Here is a 17,020-nt window from a genome sequence, read left to right as displayed (position 1 = left end):
TGATCGTCTCGCGAAAGCATCTCGAACCATGTCCATTCTGATCGACAAGAACACCAAGGTCATCTGCCAGGGCTTCACCGGCAAGAACGGCACGTTCCATTCGGAAGCGGCGATCGCTTACGGCACCAAGATGGTCGGCGGCGTGGCGCCCGGCAAAGGCGGCTCGACCCATCTCAACCTGCCGGTGTTCGACACCGTCGCCGAAGCGCGCGAGAAGACCGGCGCCGACGCCAGCGTGGTCTATGTCCCGCCGCCGGGTGCGGCGGACGCGATCTGCGAGGCGATCGACGCGGAGATCCCGCTGATCGTCTGCATCACCGAGGGCATCCCGGTGCTCGACATGGTGCGCGTGAAGCGCTCGCTGTCGGGTTCGAAGTCGCGGCTGATCGGGCCGAACTGCCCCGGCGTGATGACCGCCGGCGAATGCAAGATCGGCATCATGCCGGCCAACATCTTCAAGCCCGGCTCGGTCGGCATCGTCTCCCGCTCCGGCACCCTGACCTATGAGGCGGTGTTCCAGACCACCCAGGAGGGCCTCGGCCAGACCACCGCGGTCGGCATCGGCGGCGACCCGGTCAAGGGCACCGAGTTCATCGACATGCTGGAGATGTTCCTGGCCGACGAGAAGACCAAGTCGATCGTGATGATCGGCGAAATCGGCGGCTCGGCCGAGGAAGACGCCGCCCAGTTCCTCAAGGACGAGGCCAAGCGCGGCCGCAAGAAACCGATGGTCGGCTTCATTGCCGGTGTCACCGCACCTCCCGGCCGCCGCATGGGCCATGCCGGCGCGATCATCTCGGGCGGCAAGGGCGACGCCGGTTCCAAGACGGCGGCGATGGAAGCCGCCGGCATCAGGGTGTCGCCGTCGCCGGCGCGCCTCGGGCACACGCTCGCGGAGATGCTGAAGTAACCGCCGTCCGGCGAAGTTCCCTTCCAGATTTGGCGTGTTTCGGGCGGGTTTCCCTTGGGGAACCCGCTTTTTCATTGCGTTTTATCGCCAGAATACCGATCACTAAAAAATGAAAATAAGTTCATTTCTTAGTTCTTTTAGGCAGGAATATCTGTCCTAGATAGGGTAAAGGGTATCAATCCAGCCGGCGCACTTCCAGACCGGCATCAGCGCCGTCTCCTACGCGCGAACCGAAAAAATCACCAGGACTGCCCATGTCTCGCCAAGACGCGAACGCCGCTTTTGCACTCTCATCATTCCTGCAGGGCACCAACGCCGCCTACATCGACGACCTCTACGCCCGCTACGAGCAGGACCCGTCGTCGGTCGACGCCGAATGGCAGGATTTCTTCAAAAGCCTGAAGGACGCCCCGGCCGACGTCCAGAAGAACGCCGAGGGCGCCTCGTGGGGCCGCGACAACTGGCCGGTGACGCCGCGCGACGAACTGACCTCCGCGCTCGACGGCAACTGGGCCCAGGTCGAGAAGGCGGTCGGCACCAAGCTCGCGGCCAGGGCGCAGGCCAAGGGCGCCGAGCTGTCCGATGCCGACGTCCATCAGGCCACCCGCGATTCGGTTCGCGCGCTGATGCTGATCCGCGCCTACCGCATGCGCGGCCATTTCCACGCCAAGCTCGATCCGCTCGGCATCGAGGCGCCGCGCGACCGCGAGGAGCTCGATCCGCGCTCCTACGGCTTCACCGAGGCGGACTTCGATCGCAAGATCTTCCTCGACCACGTGCTCGGCCTCGAATACGGCACGCTGCGCGAGATCGTGCAGATTTGCGAGCGCACCTACTGCCAGACGCTCGGCGTCGAGTTCATGCATATCTCCAACGCCGCCCAGAAGGCGTGGATCCAGGAGCGCATCGAGGGGCCGGACAAGGAGATCTCGTTCACGCCCGAGGGACGCCGCGCGATCCTCAACAAGCTGATCGAGGCGGACGGCTTCGAGAAGTTCTGCGACACCAAGTTCACCGGCACCAAGCGCTTCGGCCTCGACGGCGGTGAATCGCTGATCCCGGCGCTCGAGCAGATCATCAAGCGCGGCGGCAATCTCGGCGTGAAGGAGATCGTGGTCGGCATGCCGCATCGCGGCCGCCTCAACGTGCTGACCCAGGTGATGGGCAAGCCGCACCGTGCGCTGTTCCATGAATTCAAGGGCGGTTCGGCCAATCCGGATTCGGTCGAAGGCTCCGGCGACGTCAAGTATCACCTCGGCGCCTCCTCGGACCGCGAGTTCGACGGCAACAACATCCATTTGTCGCTGACCGCAAATCCGTCGCATCTGGAAATCGTCGATCCGGTCGTGATGGGCAAGGTGCGCGCCAAGCAGGACCAGCACGGCGATCCGCCGGATATGCGCATCTCCGTCCTGCCGCTGCTGATGCACGGCGACGCGGCCTTCGCGGGCCAGGGCGTGGTGGCGGAATGCTTCAGCCTGTCGGATCTGAAGGGCTACCGCACCGGCGGCTCGCTGCACTTCATCGTCAACAACCAGATCGGCTTCACCACCTATCCGCGCTACTCGCGCTCATCGCCCTATCCGTCCGACGTGGCGAAGATGATCGATGCGCCGATCTTCCACGTGAATGGCGACGATCCGGAGGCCGTGGTGTTCGCGGCCAAGGTCGCGATCGAATTCCGGCAGAAATTCCACAAGCCGGTCGTCATCGACATGTTCTGCTACCGGCGCCACGGCCACAACGAGGGCGACGAGCCGGCGTTCACCCAGCCGGTGATGTACAAGAAGATCGCTTCTCACCCGTCAACGCTGGAGATCTACGCCAAGCGGCTGGTCGCTGACGGCGTGTTGACCGAGGGCGAGGTCGAGAAGGCTAAGGCCGACTGGCGCGCGCGGCTCGACGCCGAGCTCGAAGCCGGCGCCGGCTACAAGCCGAACAAGGCCGACTGGCTCGACGGCAAGTGGGCGGGCTTCAAGATCGCCGACCAGGAAGAAGACGCCCGCCGCGGCGTCACCGGCGTCGACCTTACGGTGCTCAAGGACATCGGCCGCAAGATCACCAGGGTGCCGGACGGCTTCCGCGTCCACCGCACCATCCAGCGCTTCCTCGACAATCGCGCCAAGGCGATCGACAGCGGTGTCGGGATCGACTGGGCCACCGGTGAGGCCTTGGCGTTCTGCACGCTGCTGCAGGAAGGCCATCATGTGCGCCTGTCCGGGCAGGATTCCGAGCGCGGCACCTTCTCGCAGCGCCATTCGGTGCTGATCGACCAGGAGGACGAGAGCCGCTACACGCCGTTCAACCATCTCGGCGGCGAAGACACCGGCCACTACGAGGTCATCAACTCGCTGCTGTCGGAAGAGGCGGTGCTCGGCTTCGAATACGGTTACTCGCTGGCCGAGCCGAACGCGCTGGCGCTCTGGGAAGCGCAGTTCGGCGACTTTGCCAACGGCGCGCAGGTGGTGTTCGACCAGTTCATCTCGTCGGGCGAACGCAAGTGGCTGCGCATGTCGGGCCTCGTCTGCCTGCTGCCGCACGGCTACGAAGGGCAGGGACCGGAGCACTCCTCCGCGCGCCTCGAGCGTTACCTGCAGATGTGCGCCGAAGACAACATGCAGGTGGTCAATCCGACCACGCCGGCGAACTACTTCCACGTGCTGCGGCGCCAGCTGCATCGCGAAATCCGCAAGCCGCTGATCTTGATGACGCCGAAGTCGCTGCTGCGCCACAAGCGCGCCGTGTCGCAGCTCGAGGAGCTCGGCAAGAACGCCACGTTCCACCGCATCCTGTACGATGACGCGCAGATGCTGCCGGACGAGAAGATCAAGCTGGTGCCGGACGACAAGATCCGCCGCGTCGTGCTGTGCTCCGGCAAGGTCTATTACGATCTCTATGAGGAGCGTGAGAAGCGCGACATCGACGACATCTATCTGATGCGCGTCGAGCAGCTCTATCCGGTGCCGCTGAAGGCGCTGGTGCAGGAGCTCGGCCGCTTCAAGAACGCCGAAGTGGTCTGGTGCCAGGAGGAGCCGCGCAATATGGGCTCCTGGCACTTCATCGAGCCCTATCTGGAATGGGTGCTCAACCAGATCCACGCACCCAACAGGCGTCCGCGCTATGCCGGCCGTCCGGCATCGGCGGCAACCGCGACTGGCCTAATGTCGAAACATCTGGCGCAGCTCAAGGCGCTGCTCGACGACGCACTGAACTAACGACCTTCATTGACCATGCCCCGCGAAAGCGGGGCATCCGGTATCCCGCGTCATCCAGCAGAAGTGCTGTCGTCACGGAGTACCGGATCGCTCGCTTTGGCGGGCAGTGGTGGACAGTTTCACGACCGCAAATTTTGCGACCGCAGGGTTATCGAGGAAAAGACCATGACTGAAATTCGCGTTCCAACGCTCGGCGAATCTGTGACCGAGGCCACGATCGGCCGCTGGTTCAAGAAGGCCGGTGAAGCCGTCGCGGTGGACGAGCCGTTGGTGGAGCTGGAGACCGACAAGGTCACGATCGAGGTGCCCGCGCCGGTCGCCGGCACGCTCGGCGAGATCATCGCCAATGACGGCGAGACCGTCGCCGTCGGCGCGCTGCTCGGCCAGATCAATGACGGCGCGGCTGCGGCCAAGCCCGCTGCCGCCGCTGCTGCTGCTCCCGCCAAGGCCGCCGCGCCGGCGCCCGCTGCTGCGCCGGCTGCTGCCGCCGCGCCGAAGGCGCCGCCGGCGGATGCGCCGCTGGCACCCTCGGTCCGCAAGCTGTCGGCCGAAAGCGGCATCGACGCGTCCACCGTTCCGGGTTCGGGCAAGGACGGCCGCGTGACCAAGGGCGACATGCTGGCCGCGATCGAGAAGGCCGCCTCGGCGCCGACCCCGGTCAACCAGCCGGCCGCCGCCGTGCAGGTTCGTGCGCCCTCGCCGGCCGACGATGCCGCGCGCGAGGAGCGCGTGAAGATGACGCGGCTGCGCCAGACCATCGCGCGCCGCCTCAAGGACGTGCAGAACACCGCCGCGATGCTGACCACCTTCAACGAGGTCGACATGACCGAGGTGATGAAGCTGCGGGCCCTCTACAAGGACACGTTCGAGAAGAAGCACGGCTCGAAGCTCGGCTTCATGGGCTTCTTCACCAAGGCGGTGGTGCAGGGGCTGAAGGACATTCCGGCGGTCAACGCCGAAATCGACGGCAGCGACCTGATCTACAAGAACTACTATCACATCGGCGTTGCGGTCGGCACCGACCGCGGCCTCGTGGTGCCTGTGGTGCGCGACTGCGACCACAAGTCGATCGCCGAGATCGAGAAGTCGATCGCCGACTACGGCCGCCGCGCCCGTGACGGCCAGCTCAAGATCGACGAGATGCAGGGCGGCACCTTCACCATCACCAATGGCGGCATCTACGGTTCGCTGATGTCGACGCCGATCCTGAATGCGCCGCAGTCCGGCATCCTCGGCATGCACAAGATCCAGGAGCGGCCGATGGTGGTCGGCGGCAAGATCGAGGTGCGGCCGATGATGTATCTGGCGCTGTCCTACGACCACCGCGTCATCGACGGCAAGGAAGCGGTGACCTTCCTGGTGCGCGTCAAGGAGAGCCTGGAGGATCCGGCCCGCCTGGTGCTGGACCTCTAAGGTCGTATCGCGCGCGGCGTCCGATTGGGCGCCGCGATCTGTTGGGTGCTCACATTTGGGGATCAAAGTGACGGATAAGGTCGTTGTCATCACCGGCGGCAGCCGCGGCATCGGCCGCGCCACCGCGCTCGCTGCCGCCGCGCGCGGCTATCGCATCGTGGTCGGCTATGCATCCAACAAGACCGCGGCGGACGAGGTCGTCGCCGCGATCGAGGCCAAAAACGGCAAGGCGATCGCGGTGAAATGCGATGTCGGCAGCGAGCAGGACATCCTGGCGCTGTTCAAGGCGGCCGACGGCTTCGGCACGCTCGGCGCGCTCGTCAACAATGCCGGCATCGTCGGCAAGAGCGGCGTGCGCGTCGACGAGATGTCGGCCGAGCGCATCCAGCAGATGATGGCGGTGAATGTCACCGGCAGCATCCTGTGTGCGCGCGAGGCGGTGAAGCGCATGTCGACCAGGCATGGCGGCAAGGGCGGCGTCATCGTCAACCTGTCCTCGGTCGCGGCAAAGCTCGGCGCGCCCAACACCTATGTCGACTATGCCGCCTCCAAGGGCGCGATCGATTCCTTCACGATCGGCCTCGGCTACGAAGTCGCGAATGAGGGCATCCGCGTCGCCGGCATCCGGCCCGGACTGATCGACACCGACATCCACGCCGCGGGCGGCGAGCCCGATCGCGCGCATCGGCTTGCCCATATGGTGCCGATGAAGCGTGTCGGCACGGCCGATGAAATCGCCAACGCCATCGTCTGGCTGATCTCGGACGAGGCTTCCTATGTCACCAGCGCGATCCTCGACGTGTCGGGCGGTCGCTAGCACACGATCAAGAGCGGGCGGCGGTCTGCCGTCACGATCGCGCCCGCGTAATTGTCACAGAGCTTAGCTACAGGACCTTCTATCATGGCTTCTTACGATCTCGTCGTCATCGGCACCGGCCCGGGCGGATATGTCTGCGCGATCCGCGCGGCGCAACTCGGCATGAAGGTCGCCGTCGTCGAGAAGGACGCGACGCTGGGCGGCACCTGCCTCAACGTCGGCTGCATGCCGTCGAAAGCGCTGCTGCACGCCTCCGAGATGTTCGAGGAAGCCGGGCACTCCTTTGCCAAGATGGGCGTCAGTGTCCCGGCGCCGAAGCTCGATCTGCCCGCGATGATGAACTTCAAGCAGCAGGGCATCGACGGCAACGTCAAGGGCGTCGAGTTCTTGATGAAGAAGAACAAGATCGACGTGCTCAAGGGGACCGGCAAGATCCTCGGTGCCGGCAAGGTCGAGGTCTCCGGCGACGGCAAGTCCGAGACCGTCGAGACCAAGAACATCGTGATCGCCACCGGCTCCGATATCGCCCGCCTGAAGGGCATCGACATCGACGAGAAGCGCATCGTGTCGTCGACCGGCGCGCTGTCGCTGGAGAAGGTGCCGGAGAAATTGTTGATCATCGGCGCGGGGGTTATCGGCCTCGAGCTTGGCTCGGTCTGGCGGCGTCTCGGAGCGGACGTCATGGTCGTGGAATTCCTCGACCGCATCCTGCCCGGCATGGACGGCGAGGTGGCAAAGCAATTTCAGCGCATGCTCGAGAAGCAGGGCTTCGTCTTCAAGCTCGGCGCCAAGGTCACCGCGGTCGATACCTCCGGCAAGACGCTGCGGGTCAAGGTCGAGCCGGCCGCCGGCGGCGCCGCGGAGACCATCGAAGCCGACGTCGTGCTCGTCTGCATCGGCCGGGTGCCCTACACCGAGGGCCTCGGGCTGAAGGAAGCCGGCGTCGCGCTCGACAATCGCGGCCGCGTCGAGATCGACGCGCACTTCTCGACCAACGTGAAGGGCATCTATGCGATCGGCGACGTCGTGGCCGGGCCGATGCTCGCGCACAAGGCGGAAGACGAAGGCGTTGCTTGCGCGGAGATCATCGCGGGCCAGGCCGGCCACGTGAACTACGACGTCATTCCAGGTGTTGTGTATACCACGCCGGAAGTGTCGTCGGTCGGCAAGACCGAGGAAGATCTCAAGCAGGCCGGCGTCTCGTACACCGTCGGCAAATTCCCGTTCACGGCGAACGGCCGGTCCAAGGTCAATCAGACCACCGACGGCTTCGTGAAAATTCTCGCAGATGCGAAGACGGATCGGGTGCTTGGCGTCCACATCGTCGGCCGCGAAGCCGGCGAAATGATCCATGAAGCCTGCGTTCTGATGGAATTCGGCGGATCGGCCGAAGATCTGGCACGCACCTGCCACGCGCACCCGACCCGTTCGGAGGCGATCAAGGAAGCCGCGCTTGCGGTGGGCAAGCGCGCCATCCATATGTGATGATCGAACGTCCGGCATCAGCCGGGTTGAGATCATAGCGATGCTGCGCCGCCTGCTTCAGCCGTTCTGGGTCCTGCTTGCGATCGTCTTCCTGATCGAGGCTTGGCTATGGGACCACCTCGAGCCGATCGTGGCGCGGGTGGTCGCGTGGATTCCGCTCCGCGCGCTCAAGCAATGGCTTGCCGACCGGGTCGATTCGCTGTCGCCGGCGATGACGCTGATCGTCTTCGTCGTGCCGGTCATCCCGCTGTTTCCGCTCAAGCTGATCGGGCTCTGGCTGCTCGCGAACCAATACTGGTTCAGTGCGGTCTCGCTGATTCTGTTCGCCAAGTTCGTCGGTGTCGGCGTGACGGCCTTCCTGTTCGACGTGACGCGGCCGAAACTGCTGGAGATGCCCTGGTTCGAGGCGCTCTATAATTTCGTGATGGCGCTGCGGGCCAAGGCCACCGCGCTGGTCGAGCCGATCAAGCGGCGCATTCGCGAGATGATCAGCGGCGACGGCGAGGGCTGGGCGGCACGCACGCTGCGCGTGATCGCGCGCTTCCGCAAAAGCGTGCACCAGACCAGTAAGCCTCTTTGATCAAAACTTTCTATTCCGTCATCCTGAGGAGCGCGGAACGCGCGTCTCGAAGGATGCACGGCCCGGCCGGTGGCCGTCGATCCTTCGAGACGCGCGCAAGGGCGCGCTCCTCAGGATGACGGTCACAAAGCGGAGTCTTGCCTCCTCAATGCAGATGCAGCAAGTGCGGCTGGAACAGGCCGAGCGCCGTCATCACGATGCCGGCGAGCGTCACCAGGCCGGACACCCAGGCCAGCGCGAGGATGCCCGTGATGATGGTCGCCGATGCCAGCACGATGGCGATCTGGAAGGCGGCGGAGGCAAGCTCGAAATGATGATATTTCGCGGTGGCCTCGTCGCGCTCATGCTCGGCGTGCTTGGCGCGTTCGGAGAGCTGCTCTGAACCCTCGCCGGTTTCCGGCTCCGAGCGATAGCGCGCCGCGGTCTTCTGCCAGTCGTCGATCTGCTTCTGCAGCGCGGCCCTGGCCGCCTCGTCGGTGGTGGTCGCGAGGTTCAGCTTGCCCTGTTCGGCCGCGGTCTGCACCGCGGTCCGGCGGATGCTCTTGGCCTGGAAGAAGGCCCACAGGTTGGAGGCCTCGACATTCTTGCTGATCGATTCGGTCTGGGCGCCCTTGCCGAGCGTTTCCGACAGCGCCAGGCACAGGGCGATCACGGCGATCAGGAGCGCGATCTTCTTGTTCTCGCCCGAAGCATGCTCGGCATGCTCCGCGTGCTCCATACTTTCATGTGCGCTCATGATTCCCCTCCGGATGCGACCGCGCCACGATTGCCGAATGCGGTGCACAAGGCAAGGGGCGGGCGGCTTGGAGTAGCCGTCTGAAGATGAACGGCGCATGACGGCGGGCCAAAGCTCGCGCTTTATTTTGAATCCAGACCTGGGTGCTCAGCCGCGCGGATGCGCGGAGCGATAGACTTCGAGCAGGCGCTCGCTGTCGATGCCGGTGTAGATCTGCGTGGTCGACAGCGATGCGTGGCCGAGCAATTCCTGGATCGCGCGCAGATCGCCGCCACGGCTGAGCAGATGCGTGGCGAAGGAGTGCCGCAGCGCATGCGGCGTTGCGCTGTCGGGCAGGCCAAGCGCGCCGCGCAGCCGCTCCATGGTGAGCTGGATGATGCGCGGGCTCAAGGGGCCGCCGCGCGCGCCGACGAACATCGGCCCCGCGGGGCTGAGCTGATGCGGGCAGATCGCGGCATAGTCCGCGATCAATTGCAGCACGTTCTGCAGCACCGGCACCATGCGGGTCTTGTTGCCCTTGCCGGTCACCACGAGCACGTCGCCTTCGCCGGGGTTTGGCACATCGCGGCGCTTCAGCCCCAGTGCCTCGGAGATGCGCAGGCCCGAACCATAGAGCAGCGCCATGACGGCGGCGTCACGCACCAGGATCCAGGTCTCGCGGGTTTCGTCCGCGCGCTCGTCGGCATCGGCAAAGCGTTTCGCTGCTTCCATGTGAATCGGCTTCGGCAGGCTCTTCGCCACCTTGGGCGCGCGGATCGCCGAGAGCGCGCCGACCTTGCCCTTGCCTTCGCGTTCCAGGAAACGGCCGAACGAGCGCAGGCCCGCCAACGCCCGCATCAGCGATCGCCCGCCGATTTCATCCGCGCGGCGCATCGCCATGAAGGCGCGCGCATCGCTCGCCTCGAGCGCGGAAAAAGCCTTCAGCGTCACCCGCGCGCCCCAGTGCCCGGCCAGAAAGGCGAGGCATTGGCGCACGTCGCGGGCATAGGCCTCGAGCGTCTTCGGCGACAGCCGCCGTTCCGCACGCAGATGCGACAGCCAGCGCGTCATCTCCTGCGTGACCGATGCGTCGGCGCAGTCGAGCTCGAGCGGTGGGATGGGCTGATCGGTCCGGGCCATCTGTTAAGGGCTATTGGCGCTGCGATTCTCCTGATTATATCGCACTGCCTTCGTTTACCGATCGCTAAGACCGCAAGGCGGTGCTAGCCCGGTGCAACGTTCGGACTCCAAGGCTCTGATTTAATGGACCACACCACGCGCTCCGGCCCATCCTCTGCATCGACGACTCGTGTCGTCGACGTGCTGGTGCCTGTCGCGCTGAACCAGACCTATTCCTACCGCGTTCCGCGCGGCATGGAGCTTGTGCCGGGCGACGTGATCGGCGTTCCGCTCGGGCCGCGCGAGGTCGTTGCGGTGGTGTGGGCGGAAAACGCCAATCCCGATCCGCGGCTGCACAACCGGCTCAAGGACGTCAGCGAGAAGCTCGATGTTCCGCCGCTGAAGCCGGAGCTGCGCCAGCTGGTCGACTGGGTCTCCAATTACACTTTGTCGGCACGCGGCATGGTGCTGCGGATGACGCTGCGGATGGGCGATAATCTCGGGCCGGAGCGGACGCGGCTCGGCGTGCGGCTGGTCGGCGAGCCGCCGCGGCGCCTGACGCCGGCGCGCCGGCGGGCGATCGAGGTGCTGTCGGACCGGTTGCTGCACGGCAAGTCGGAGGCAGCGCGGGAGGCCGGCGTCAGTTCCGGCGTGATCGACGGCCTGGTCGACGAAGGCACCCTGACGGTCGAGGCGATGCCGCCGCCGGCACCGCCGCCCGTTCCGGATCCCTCCTACGCGCAGCCGGATTTTTCGCGCGAGCAGCGCAGCGCCGTCGACGTGATGCGGGCGCTGGCTGCGAGCGGCAGCTTTCACGTCGCGCTACTCGACGGCGTCACCGGTTCCGGCAAGACCGAAGTCTATTTCGAGGCGATCGCCGAGAATATCCGTCGCGGCAAGCAGACGCTGATCCTGATGCCGGAGATCGCGCTGACCGGCCAGTTCCTCGACCGTTTCGCGCAGCGCTTCGGGGTGCGGCCGCTGGAATGGCATTCGGAGCTGACGCCGCGCACGCGCGCGCGCAACTGGGCCGCGATCGCCGAGGGCAAGGCGCCGGTCGTGGTCGGCGCCCGCTCCGCGCTGTTCCTGCCCTATGCCGATCTCGGCCTCATCATCGTCGATGAGGAGCACGACCAAGCCTACAAGCAGGACGACGGCGCGCATTATCACGCCCGCGACATGGCGGTGGTCCGCGCCCATATCGCCAAGATCCCGATCGTGCTGGCCTCGGCCACGCCGTCGGTCGAGAGCGAGGTCAATGCGCGCAAGGGGCGCTACCAGCGCGTCGCGCTGCCGTCGCGGTTCGGCGGCCAGCATATGCCGCATATCGAGGCGATCGACATGCGCCGCGCGCCGCCGCCGCGCGGCCGCTTCATTTCGCCGGTGCTGGCTGAGCAAATTCGCCATGCGATCGAGCGCCGCGAGCAGGCGCTGCTGTTCCTCAACCGCCGCGGTTACGCGCCGCTGACGCTGTGCCGCGCCTGCGGCCACCGCTTCGCCTGCACGATCTGCGACGCCTGGCTGGTCGATCACCGGTTCCGGCAGCGGCTGGTCTGTCATCACTGCGGCTTCTCGATGCCGCGCCCGAATATCTGCCCGCATTGCGCGGCCGAGGAATCGCTGGTTGCGGTCGGTCCCGGCGTCGAGCGCCTGCAGGAGGAGGCCGCCCACATCTTCCCCGAGGCCCGGACGATGGTGCTGTCGAGCGATCTCATCACCTCGATCGAGACCATGCGAAGCGAGCTCAACGAGATCGCCGAGGGCCGCGTCGACATCATCATCGGCACCCAGCTGGTGGCGAAGGGCCACAACTTCCCGCGGCTCAATCTGGTCGGCGTCATCGACGCCGATCTCGGCCTGAGCAACGGCGATCCGCGCGCCGCCGAGCGGACGTTCCAGCTGCTGAACCAGGTGGTCGGCCGCGCCGGCCGCGAGCAGGGCCGCGGCGTCGGCTTTCTGCAGACCCACCAGCCCGAGCATCCGGTGATCAAGGCCCTGATCGCCAATGACCGCGAGGCGTTCTATGCCAGCGAGATCGAGATTCGTGAGCGCACTGGCTACCCGCCGTTCGGCCGGCTGGCGAGCCTGATCGTCTCCGCCGGCGACCGTCCGACAGCGGAAGGTTTTGCCCGCAAGCTCGCCGCGGTGGCGCCGCTCGATGAGCGGATCCAGGTGCTCGGGCCCGCGGAGGCGCCGCTCGCCGTCATCAAGGGCCGCTACCGCTTCCGCCTGCTGGTGAAGTCGCTGCGCAATGTCGACCTGTCGCAATATCTGCGCGAATGGCTGGCGGCGGGTCCGAAGACCAAGGGCAATCTGAAGCTCGAGGTCGACGTCGATCCGCAGAGCTTCCTCTAGTCCGTTCACTGTCCTCCGTCATTGCGAGGAGCGAAGCGACGAAGCAATCCATGTGTCCGCAAACGCGGTGAAATGGATTGCTTCGCTCCGCTCGCAATGACGGGTGGCTGGCAGCACGGCCGCAAAGAAGAGCCTGCCGTCATTTGCGACGGCAGGCCTTTTTGGCACGAAGCAGGCCTCGCGGCCGTTACGCAACGCAACGCTTACTGAACGCGCTTACGAGACGACCTCAGCGGTGACGCGGCCGACGCCGGCACCGGTCAGGCCGATGGCGCGGGCTGCGCCGGTGGAGAGGTCGAGCACGCGGCCGCGGATGAACGGGCCACGATCGTTGATGGTGACGACCACGCTGCGGCCGCCATGGGTGACGCGGAGCTTAGTGCCGAACGGCAGCGAGCGGTGGGCCGCGGTCATGGCGTTCTGGTTGAAGCGCTGGCCGGAAGCGGTGCGGCTGCCCGACTCATTGCCGTAGAAGGAGGCCATCCCCGAGAACGAGTGGCCGCCGGACGGCTGGATCGATGCATTGGCGTCGCGCCAGGACGAGCCTTCGGCGCGGGCGTGGTGATGATGGTGGTGGCGATGATGGTGGTGCCGGGACTTCGCGGACGCCTCGGTCACGCTGCCCCCGACCAGAATAGTTGCGGCTACAAAAGCAAGCGCCGTGCGCGAGCGGGTTACGTTGCCCGCCGCCTTCTTGATATCCAGCATTGATAAGACCCTCAGACAGTATTGCCGCTAACGCGGCAAGTGGAACCCCCGTCCCTTCGTTGACCAAGGCCGTTTGGTTTCCCAATGAGGCACGAATTGGGCAGTAAATCCGGATTATCTCGTGCTGAAATATCTTGTTACCGCCTTGGGGTAGTCGATCGAGGTTCCGTAATCTTGCTATTTAACCAATTTTTAACGGCTAATATACTTGCCAATACTGATTATCGAGGCGACGGTAAGTTTTCGGTAAGTAATCGCCAAATGAAACCGCAGCCCGCCCTGAGTTCCCTGCGCGCTCGGCCATAGGCCTATGCAAATTTCGATGGAACAAAATCGCGGCGGCGCGAATCGCACCGGGTGCGCCGAATTTCCGCGCGCCAAATTTTCCCGATTTGGCCGCCGGCTGCGGTCGGCAAAAAGCGCATGCGACAAGGCGGCACTCACGATGCCGTCATGTTGCACCTGCGCGATTGCTATGTTAGCAAAGCCGCGATTTTAACGGTCCCGGCACGTCCTGTGCCGGTCGAAAATCGAAGTCCCGCTTGAATTCCAAGGGCTTGGATCGCTAGGCGCTGCTTTGGTGGCGACGGTTTTTCCCTTGCGAATTTGACAGCAAAAAAGAGCGAGCTCGTGGCTGCTGAAGATCCGTCCGTTTCGGGAGTGTCCGGTCGTTACGCAACGGCCCTGTTCGAGTTGGCGCGCGACGAGCAATCCGTCGATCAAGTCCGGGCCGACCTCGACAAGTTCGAGGCCTTGCTCAACGAGAGCGCCGATCTCAAGCGCCTCGTCCGCAGCCCGGTGTTCGCCGCCGATGCCCAGCTGAAGGCGCTGACCGCGGTGCTCGACAAGGCCGGCATCGCCGGTACGTCGGCCAAATTCCTCAAGGTGCTCACCGCCAATCGCCGGCTGTTCGCCGTTGCCGATGTGATCCGCGCCTATCGCGCGCTGGTGGCGAAGTTCAAGGGCGAGGCGACTGCGGAAGTCACCGTCGCCGAGCAGCTCAGTGACAAGAATCTCGACGCGCTGAAGGCCGCACTGAAATCAGTGACGGGCAAGGACGTCGCGCTCAACGTGAAGGTCGATCCCTCCATTATTGGTGGCCTGGTGGTCAAGCTCGGCAGCCGCATGGTGGATAGTTCGCTTCGCACCAAACTCAATTCGATCAAGAACGCGATGAAAGAGGCAGGCTGATGGACATCCGCGCCGCAGAAATTTCTGCGATCCTCAAGGACCAGATCAAGAATTTCGGCCAGGAAGCCGAGGTCACCGAAGTTGGCCAGGTGCTGTCGGTCGGTGACGGTATCGCCCGCGTCTACGGTCTCGACAACGTTCAGGCCGGTGAAATGGTCGAGTTCGAGAACGGCACGCGCGGCATGGCGCTCAACCTCGAAACCGACAACGTCGGTATCGTGATTTTCGGCGCCGACCGCGAGATCAAGGAAGGCCAGACCGTCAAGCGCACCCGCGCGATCGTGGACGCGCCGGTCGGCAAGGGCCTGCTCGGCCGCGTCGTCGACGCACTCGGCAACCCGATCGACGGCAAGGGCCCGATCCAGGCCACCGAACGCAAGCGCGTCGACGTCAAGGCGCCCGGCATCATTCCGCGCAAGTCGGTGAACGAGCCGATGGCCACCGGCCTCAAGGCGATCGATGCGCTGATCCCGATCGGCCGCGGCCAGCGCGAGCTGATCATCGGCGACCGCCAGACCGGCAAGACCGCGATCGCGCTCGACACCATCCTGAACCAGAAGCCGCTCAACGCCCAGCCGGACGAAAACCTCAAGCTGTATTGCGTCTACGTCGCGATCGGCCAGAAGCGCTCCACCGTGGCGCAGTTCGTCAAGGTGCTCGAAGAGCAGGGCGCGCTGGAATACTCGATCATCGTCGCGGCCACCGCGTCCGATCCGGCGCCGATGCAGTACATCGCGCCGTTCACCGCCTGCACCATGGGCGAATACTTCCGCGATAACGGCATGCACGCCGTGATCATCTATGACGACTTGTCGAAGCAGGCCGTCGCCTATCGCCAGATGTCGCTGCTGCTGCGTCGTCCGCCGGGCCGCGAAGCCTATCCGGGCGACGTGTTCTACCTGCATTCCCGCCTGCTCGAGCGCGCCGCCAAGCTCAACAAGGAGCATGGCTTGGGCTCGCTGACGGCGCTGCCGGTCATCGAAACCCAGGCCAACGACGTGTCGGCCTACATTCCGACCAACGTGATTTCGATCACCGACGGCCAGATCTTCCTGGAAACCGACCTGTTCTTCCAGGGCATCCGTCCCGCGGTGAACGTCGGTCTGTCGGTGTCGCGCGTCGGTTCGTCGGCGCAGACCAAGGCGACCAAGAAGGTCGCCGGCAAGATCAAGGGCGAGCTCGCGCAGTACCGCGAAATGGCGGCGTTCGCGCAGTTCGGTTCGGACCTTGACGCCTCGACCCAGCGCCTGCTCAACCGCGGCTCGCGCCTGACCGAGCTCCTGAAGCAGCCGCAATTCTCGCCGCTGAAGATGGAAGAGCAGGTCTGCGTGATCTGGGCCGGCACCAACGGCTATCTCGATCCGCTGCCGCTCAACAAGGTGAAGGCGTTCGAGGACGGTCTGCTGTCGCTGCTGCGCGGCAAGAACGCCGACATCCTCGATGCGATCCGCACCAGCCGCGATCTGTCCGACGACACCGCCGCCAAGCTCAAGACGGCCGTCGAGGGCTTCGCCAAGACGTTTGCATAACGAATGGGGCGTCGCCCGGCTTGCCGCCGGGCGTGACGAACGGAGGCTTGCGATCTGACCATTGCGGTCGGATCGCCGGGGTGAACGAAGAATGGCGTCACTAAAAGACATGCGGGTCCGCATCGCCTCGACCAAGGCGACGCAGAAGATCACCAAGGCCATGCAGATGGTCGCAGCCTCGAAGCTGCGTCGCGCGCAGAACGCCGCCGAAGCGGCGCGGCCCTATGCCACCAAGATGGATGCGGTGATTTCCAACATCGCCGCGGCTGCCAACGGCACGCCCGGCGCGCCGGCGCTGCTTGCCGGCACCGGCAACGATCAGGTGCACCTGCTTCTGGTCTGCACCGGCGAGCGCGGCCTGTCCGGCGCGTTCAATTCCGCCATCGTGCGCCTGGCGCGCGAGCGGGCGAACGCGCTGCTCGCGCAGGGCAAGGAAGTCAAATTCTTCTGCGTCGGCCGCAAGGGCTACGAGCAGCTGCGGCGGACGTTCGAGAAGCGCATCGTCGAGCACCTCGACCTGCGTTCGGTGCGCCAGATCGGCTTCGCCAATGCCGAGGACATCGCCAACAAGGTGCTGGCGCGGTTCGAGGCCGGCGAGTTCGATGTCTGCACATTGTTCTACTCGCGCTTCCAGTCGGTGATCGCGCAGATTCCGACCGCGCAGCAGATCATCCCGCTGGAGGTGACTGCACCCGCGGCAAATGCGGCGCCCTCCACGTCCTACGAATACGAGCCTGAAGAGGACCAGATCCTCGGCAGCCTGTTGCCGCGCAACCTCGCGGTGCAGATCTTCCGCGCGCTGCTCGAGAACAACGCCTCGTTCTATGGCGCGCAGATGAGCGCGATGGACAGCGCGACCCGCAATGCCGGCGAGATGATTCGCAAGCAAACCCTGATTTACAACAGAACCCGTCAGGCCCAGATCACGAAGGAGCTGATCGAGATCATCTCCGGCGCTGAGGCGGTCTAACGCAGATTTCGAA

The 17,020-nt window shown here is 65.0% G+C and carries 13 protein-coding genes; 10 read left to right on the top strand and 3 right to left on the bottom strand.

The window, feature by feature from the left end; genetic code table 11:
• The first annotated feature begins 28 nt into the window (after positions 1–28).
• The 6 genes from sucD (at position 29) to QJT82_RS14885 (ending at position 8,420) form a co-directional block, all read left to right on the top strand.
• Positions 29–910 carry a succinate--CoA ligase subunit alpha gene (gene sucD, locus QJT82_RS14910; protein WP_028340814.1) on the top strand — a complete coding sequence of 294 codons (882 nt, stop codon included), beginning with the start codon at positions 29–31 and terminating at the stop codon, positions 908–910.
• Positions 911–1,164: 254 nt separating this feature from the next.
• A complete protein-coding gene (locus tag QJT82_RS14905; RefSeq protein ID WP_028340813.1) occupies positions 1,165–4,125 on the top strand; it encodes a 2-oxoglutarate dehydrogenase E1 component in 2,961 nt (986 codons plus the stop codon).
• Between the two features lie 165 nt (positions 4,126–4,290).
• Positions 4,291–5,538 (top strand): 2-oxoglutarate dehydrogenase complex dihydrolipoyllysine-residue succinyltransferase, encoded by a 1,248-nt coding sequence (gene odhB, locus QJT82_RS14900; protein ID WP_028340812.1) that lies wholly within the window; start codon positions 4,291–4,293, stop codon positions 5,536–5,538.
• A gap of 67 nt (positions 5,539–5,605) precedes the next feature.
• On the top strand, positions 5,606–6,355 hold the full coding sequence (locus QJT82_RS14895) for an SDR family oxidoreductase (protein ID WP_028340811.1): 750 nt from the start codon (positions 5,606–5,608) through the stop codon (positions 6,353–6,355).
• Positions 6,356–6,439: 84 nt separating this feature from the next.
• The gene (gene lpdA / locus QJT82_RS14890) at positions 6,440–7,840 is read left to right on the top strand and encodes a dihydrolipoyl dehydrogenase (RefSeq protein ID WP_028340810.1); all 1,401 of its coding nucleotides are present in this window, start codon (positions 6,440–6,442) and stop codon (positions 7,838–7,840) included.
• Between the two features lie 40 nt (positions 7,841–7,880).
• Positions 7,881–8,420: a hypothetical protein gene (locus QJT82_RS14885; protein WP_028340809.1), complete on the top strand. Its 540-nt coding sequence runs from the start codon at positions 7,881–7,883 to the stop codon at positions 8,418–8,420.
• Between the two features lie 145 nt (positions 8,421–8,565).
• Here QJT82_RS14885 and QJT82_RS14880 read toward each other — a convergent pair whose 3' ends face one another.
• Positions 8,566–9,156 carry a DUF4337 domain-containing protein gene (locus QJT82_RS14880; protein ID WP_026192099.1) on the bottom strand — a complete coding sequence of 197 codons (591 nt, stop codon included), beginning with the start codon at positions 9,154–9,156 and terminating at the stop codon, positions 8,566–8,568.
• A gap of 147 nt (positions 9,157–9,303) precedes the next feature.
• Complete coding sequence (locus tag QJT82_RS14875; RefSeq protein WP_028340808.1) at positions 9,304–10,275, bottom strand: tyrosine recombinase XerC; 972 nt, start codon at positions 10,273–10,275, stop codon at positions 9,304–9,306.
• A 123-nt stretch (positions 10,276–10,398) separates the two neighbouring features.
• Between QJT82_RS14875 and QJT82_RS14870 the strand changes: the two genes are divergently transcribed.
• Positions 10,399–12,609: a primosomal protein N' gene (locus QJT82_RS14870; RefSeq protein ID WP_028340807.1), complete on the top strand. Its 2,211-nt coding sequence runs from the start codon at positions 10,399–10,401 to the stop codon at positions 12,607–12,609.
• 216 nt (positions 12,610–12,825) lie between these two features.
• Here the strand turns inward: QJT82_RS14870 and QJT82_RS14865 are convergent, their stop codons facing one another.
• Complete coding sequence (locus QJT82_RS14865; RefSeq protein WP_028340806.1) at positions 12,826–13,317, bottom strand: septal ring lytic transglycosylase RlpA family protein; 492 nt, start codon at positions 13,315–13,317, stop codon at positions 12,826–12,828.
• 630 nt (positions 13,318–13,947) lie between these two features.
• Between QJT82_RS14865 and QJT82_RS14860 the strand changes: the two genes are divergently transcribed.
• From QJT82_RS14860 to QJT82_RS14850, 3 genes are all read left to right on the top strand, one after another.
• Positions 13,948–14,508 (top strand): F0F1 ATP synthase subunit delta, encoded by a 561-nt coding sequence (locus QJT82_RS14860; protein ID WP_028340805.1) that lies wholly within the window; start codon positions 13,948–13,950, stop codon positions 14,506–14,508.
• A complete protein-coding gene (gene atpA / locus QJT82_RS14855) occupies positions 14,508–16,037 on the top strand; it encodes a F0F1 ATP synthase subunit alpha (RefSeq protein WP_028340804.1) in 1,530 nt (509 codons plus the stop codon). The genes QJT82_RS14860 and atpA overlap by 1 nt, the downstream gene beginning before the upstream one ends.
• Positions 16,038–16,128: 91 nt before the next feature.
• On the top strand, positions 16,129–17,007 hold the full coding sequence (locus QJT82_RS14850) for a F0F1 ATP synthase subunit gamma (protein ID WP_028340803.1): 879 nt from the start codon (positions 16,129–16,131) through the stop codon (positions 17,005–17,007).
• Positions 17,008–17,020: the final 13 nt, after the last annotated feature.

The sequence above is a fragment of the Bradyrhizobium sp. Mp19 genome, from assembly GCF_029952935.1.
GTDB classification, from domain to species: domain Bacteria; phylum Pseudomonadota; class Alphaproteobacteria; order Rhizobiales; family Xanthobacteraceae; genus Bradyrhizobium; species Bradyrhizobium elkanii.
This window is presented reverse-complemented; position numbering and strand designations above follow the sequence as displayed.